The sequence below is a fragment of the Amycolatopsis kentuckyensis genome (assembly GCF_002155975.1).
Taxonomy (GTDB): Bacteria; Actinomycetota; Actinomycetes; order Mycobacteriales; family Pseudonocardiaceae; genus Amycolatopsis; species Amycolatopsis kentuckyensis.
Genome location: NZ_MUMI01000598.1, coordinates 1 through 4,712, shown reverse-complemented (window position 1 = coordinate 4,712; position 4,712 = coordinate 1). Strand labels below are relative to the sequence as shown.

The 4,712-nt window shown below is 72.1% G+C and carries 6 protein-coding genes; 4 read left to right on the top strand and 2 right to left on the bottom strand.

Annotated features, from left to right (window positions below):
- The 3 genes from CCN39_RS43280 to CCN39_RS43270 all read left to right on the top strand — a co-directional run.
- Positions 1-609: aminotransferase class IV (locus tag CCN39_RS43280; RefSeq protein WP_086852446.1), on the top strand; the 609-nt coding region annotated here is incomplete at its 5' end.
- Between the two features lie 75 nt (positions 610-684).
- Complete coding sequence (locus CCN39_RS43275; protein WP_086852444.1) at positions 685-1,494, top strand: LysM peptidoglycan-binding domain-containing protein; 810 nt, start codon at positions 685-687, stop codon at positions 1,492-1,494.
- Positions 1,495-1,589: 95 nt separating this feature from the next.
- Positions 1,590-2,168 carry a P-loop NTPase family protein gene (locus CCN39_RS43270; RefSeq protein WP_086852442.1) on the top strand — a complete coding sequence of 193 codons (579 nt, stop codon included), beginning with the start codon at positions 1,590-1,592 and terminating at the stop codon, positions 2,166-2,168.
- Here the strand turns inward: CCN39_RS43270 and CCN39_RS43265 are convergent.
- Positions 2,155-2,934 carry an enoyl-CoA hydratase/isomerase family protein gene (locus CCN39_RS43265; protein WP_167455355.1) on the bottom strand — a complete coding sequence of 260 codons (780 nt, stop codon included), beginning with the start codon at positions 2,932-2,934 and terminating at the stop codon, positions 2,155-2,157. The genes CCN39_RS43270 and CCN39_RS43265 overlap by 14 nt on opposite strands.
- 72 nt (positions 2,935-3,006) lie before the next feature.
- On the opposite strand from CCN39_RS43265, the gene CCN39_RS43260 reads away from it, so the two are divergent.
- Positions 3,007-3,840, top strand: coding sequence for an alpha/beta fold hydrolase (locus CCN39_RS43260; protein ID WP_086852439.1), 834 nt, complete (start codon positions 3,007-3,009; stop codon positions 3,838-3,840).
- Between the two features lie 512 nt (positions 3,841-4,352).
- Here CCN39_RS43260 and CCN39_RS43250 read toward each other — a convergent pair.
- Positions 4,353-4,712 (bottom strand): hypothetical protein (locus tag CCN39_RS43250; RefSeq protein WP_208630637.1); only part of this gene is annotated, 360 nt, incomplete at its 5' end.

Sequence of the window (4,712 nt, the reverse complement as noted above, 5' to 3'; positions counted from 1 at the left end):
GAGCTCGACGTCGAGCTCGTGCGGTCCTACGTCCGCCAGGCGATCGACGGCGAATCGGCGCTCTCGGTCCGGGTCGTCGTGGTCACCCGGTCGTTCGACGAGCCGATGACCCCGGAGATCCTGGTCCGGACCGGGCCGCCACGCCCGGCCGACCCGGCGCCGCTGCGCCTGCGGACCGTGCGTTATCAACGCGATCTGCCGCAGGTCAAGCACCTCGGCACGTTCGGCCTGATCCACGAAGCCCGCCAAGCCCGCCTGGCCGGCTTCGACGACGCGCTGTTCGTCGACCCCGCGGGCCGGATCAGCGAGGCATCGATCTGGAACGTGGCGTTCCTCGCCGGGGACACGGTCGTCTGGCCGGAAGCCGCGGTGCTGCCGGGGATCACGATGCTGGTCCAGCAGGAAGCCTTGCGCCGGCTCGGCGTTCCCCAGAAGACGCGCGAGGTCCGGCCCGCCGACCTGCGTGGATTCGACGGGATGGTCCTGACGAACTCCGAGACGCCCGGGCGTGCGGTCACCTCCGTCGACGACGTCGTGCTGCCCCCGGCGGACCACGCCGTGGCACTGCTCGGCAAGGCGTACGAGACCGTGCCGTGGGACAAGATCTGAACCGCGTCCGCACCTGCCCCGTGTAGAGGGGCAAGACCGGAGACCCCACCGGGTCGCCGGGGAGAGGTGCCGACGATGGTCGAAAACCGGGTTCCCGCGGTTCGCCGCGCCCTCGGGCGGGCCGGCCAGGCCGGCTGCGCCGGTGTCCTCTTCGCCGTGCTCGCCGGCGGGCCCGCGCTCGCGCAGGCCGATCCGCCGCCACCGGTCAAGTACTTCATCGTGCCGCACGCCGACGACCCCGCGGACATCACGCTGTTCAAGATCGCCGAACGCGCGCTCGGCGACGGCCGGCGCTTCCCCGAGATCTTCCAGCTCAACCAGGGCCGGCTGCGGCCGGACGGCACGCCGTTCACCGATCCCGCCGCGATCGAGCCCGGTCAGGTGCTCCAGCTGCCCGACGACGCCGCCCCGGAACCGGGCGTGCAGTTCGGCCCGCTGCCGTCGCCCGTGCCCGTCACCCCGGCCGGGCAGCCCGCCGCGGCCGAAGAGACGTCCGGGCTCGGCGTCGGGCTGGCCTCGGCCGTCAGCGGCATCGGCGGCCTGCTGACCGGCCTGCTCGCCGGCCTCTGGTGGCGGCGCCGCCCGCAGCTGCTGCCGCCGGCCCCGTTCGAGCCGCCCGAGCGCGCGGAGGAGGACTTCGGCTCCGGCTCGGTCAGCGGCACCCTGCCGCTCCCGATCGTCGTCCCCGAACCGCGTCCCGACGTCGTGTTCCGCCCGGAGCCGAAGACCACCGAGCTGGCGATCATCGTGCTCGACACGGCCGAAACGCAGGTGATCGCCGCCGTCCGGCCCGGCTCGCGGTTCCACTTCCGGATCGGCCCGCAGCCGGACTTCGCGGACGCCTCCACCGTGCTCGTGGTCGACGGCGACAGCGACCGGCCCTGACCCCGGGGCGTGCGTGCCGGGTCACCCTGCGCTGAACGGATCAACCGGCGGCCGAACACTGGCCATCGGGCCGCCGGGCCCGCAATAGTCGTCTCATGACCTGGGATCCGTTCGGCACCCTCGGTAAGGCGCTGTGGATCGGCGGCGCTCCGTGGACCGGGAAGTCCACCGTCGCGCGGCTGCTGGCCGAGCGGCACGGCCTGACGACCTACCACCACGACGACCGCGCCCGGCCCGGCACCCCGCTGCCCGACGACCTCCCGGCCGCCGACCAGCTGACCGCGATGATGGCCGAGTTCGGGAATCGCTTCCGCTGCGCCCTCGACGACCTGCGCGCGCTGACCTCGCCGCGGCCGATCGTCGCCGAAGGCCGCGGGCTGCGGCCCGAGCTCGTCGCCCCGCTCGTGGACTCCCCCGGCCGCATGGTGGTGCTGGTGCCGACCGAGCTGTTCCGCCAGCACCAGCTCCGGCACCGGCCGGACGGGCCCGCGATCCCGCAGCAGCGCACCCGGCTGACGCGCGACCGGATGCTCGCCGCGCACGCCGTGCGGGCGGCGCGGGACCTCGGCATCCGCGTCATCGAGATCGACGGCAAGCTCGACCCGGCCGGCGTGACCGACGTCGTCGCCGAGCACTTCCACGCCTACCTGGACTTCGAGGTCAGCGGAAGGTGAACCGCGGCGGGCGCCGCTCGAGGAACGCGGCGACACCTTCGGCGTAGTCCTCGCCGTGCAGGGCTTCCGAGCGGATCTCCTCGACTTCGGCGTCCGAGGTTTCCTGCCCGGCGACGATCTTCTCGATGATCCGGTTCATCCCGCGGACGGACGCCTGGGAGCGCGAGCAGAGCGTCTCGACGAACGCCCGCGTCGAAGCTTCCAGGTCGCCGGCCGGGAAGACGTCGTTGAGCAGGCCGATTTCCCGGGCACGGGCGGCGGTGATCAGCTCGCCGGACAGGAGGAAGTACTTGGCGTGCGCGGGGCCGACGAGCGAGACGAGCTGGCGCGTCGAGTCGAAGTGGTAGACGATGCCGAGCTTCGCCGGGGTGATGCCGAACCGCGCGCCCTCGGCGGCGAACCGGAAGTCGCAGGCGACCGAAACCTGGCAGCCGCCGCCGATGCAGTTGCCCTGGATCATCGCGACCGACGGCTTGCGCATCGCGGTGAGGGCGGCGACCGCGCCTTCGACGGCCTTGTCGTAGCTCGCCGCGCCTTCCGCCGTGGTGCGCAGCTCCCCGAATTCGCTGATGTCGGCGCCCGCGGAGAAGTGCCGGCCGGCCCCGGCGATCACCAGGGCCTTCAGCGCCGGATCGGCCTCCACCTCGGCGACGACGTCCGGGATCGCCGCCCACATGCCGTAGGTGATGGCGTTCATCTTCTCCGGCCGGGCCAGCGTCAGGCGGGCGACTTCGCCGTCGCGCGTCAGGTCGAATCCGTCGGTCATGAACCGCACCCTAACGCTCGCCCTCAGCGAAACCTGCGGTGTGTGACGCGGTCGGGTGGCTAGTTTGGGGCCATGGCGGCGATCGAGGTGGGCGGGACGGCGTTCAGCTACGACGAAGCGGGCGAGGGGCCCGCGGTCGTGCTGCTGCACGCCGCACTGGGCGACCGCCGGATGTGGGACGCGCAGTTCACCGAGCTCGCCGCCACCCACCGGGTGATCCGCTACGACCGCCGCGGCTTCGGGGAAACCCGCGGCGAAACCGGCGAACACGCCCACTACGAGGACCTGCTGGCCCTGCTCGATGCCCGGGGGATCGAGCAGGCGGCGCTGGTCGGGGCCTCGATGGGCGGGGCGTGCGCGCTGGACGCCGCCCTCGCCGCGCCGCAGCGGATCACCCGGCTGGTACTGCTCGGCTCGGGTCTCACCGGGCACACCTGGCCGGACCACATGCTGGCGGACATCGCCCGGCTGACGGCCGAGGCGGTGCCCGCCGACCGGCTCGCCCGCTACCAGGCCCGGGAAGGCGACATCGACCCGGCGGACGTGCGGGCCATGGCGGAGGCCAACATCCGGTACCTGGTCGCCGGGCCTTCGCGCGACGTCTCGGTGCTGCCGGCGCGGATGCTCGCGCTGGTCCGGGAGATGTGCGAGCAGGTGTACCGGCACGACTGGACCGCTCCACAGTGGACGGAACGGATCCCGGACACGCGGCACCGGCTCGCCGAGATCACCACGCCGGTGCTGGTGGTGATCGGGACGTCGGACGCGCCGGGGCTGGTGGAGCTGTCGGCGCACCTGGCGGAATCGTTGCCACGGGCGGAGTTCGTCGAGCTGGCCGACACCGGGCACCTGCCGTCGATGGAACGGCCGGACGAGGTGAACGCCCTGCTGCGGAAGGTTCTCTAGAGCCTGTTTCGATGTACTGACCAGCGGGCTTCTGACCGACGCGCAGTGGGCGATCCTGGAACCACTGCTGCCCGTCGGCAAGAAGCCCGGCCGCCCGCCACTGTGGAGTAACGGTCAACGTGGTGATTCACCGCAGTTCGAGGCGGTGCTGGCCAGGGTCCGGGTCGCCCGGATTGGGGGTGGGCGAGCCCGGACCCGGCCGGATCGTGTCCTGGTGGACAAGGCCTACAGTTCCCGCGCCAACCGGCCTATCTGCGGCGGCGCGGGATCGCGTGCACGATTTCCCAGCCCTCTGATCAGGTCCGGCATCGCCGCCACCGCGGCCGGGCTGGGGGCCGGCCACCAGCGTTCGACGCGGAGATCTCCAAGCAACGGCACGCGGTCGAGTGCGGCATCAACCGGCTCAAACGCAACCGAGGCGTCGCCACACGGTTCGACAAACTCGCGGTTCGCTACGAGGCAACCGTGCACATCGCGGCGATCAACGAGTGGCTACGACATTGAAACAGGCTCTAGCCGAAGATCTTCTGCACCTGGTCGGAGATCTTGGCGACCAGCTCGGAGAACTGCACCACCCCGCCCAGCAGGCCCTTGACCTTCTCCCACCGGCTGCGCACCACCGCCGGCTCCGCGGCTTCGCCCGCGCGCAGGTCCGCCGCCAGGTCGGTCAGCGTGTCCTCCAGGACCTCCTGCTTGGCCAGCTCCTTGCCGCGCACCTCGGTCGTCAGGCGCTCGACCAGCTCGGCCAACGACGAGACGGCCGTTTCGGCGCCGCCGGCTTCGATGCCCGTCTGGGTGATCTTGCCCGAGTTGTCGCCGCCGATGCTGACCTTGTTCGTGATGCGGTGGCTCATCGGGGCTCCGTCCTGGCC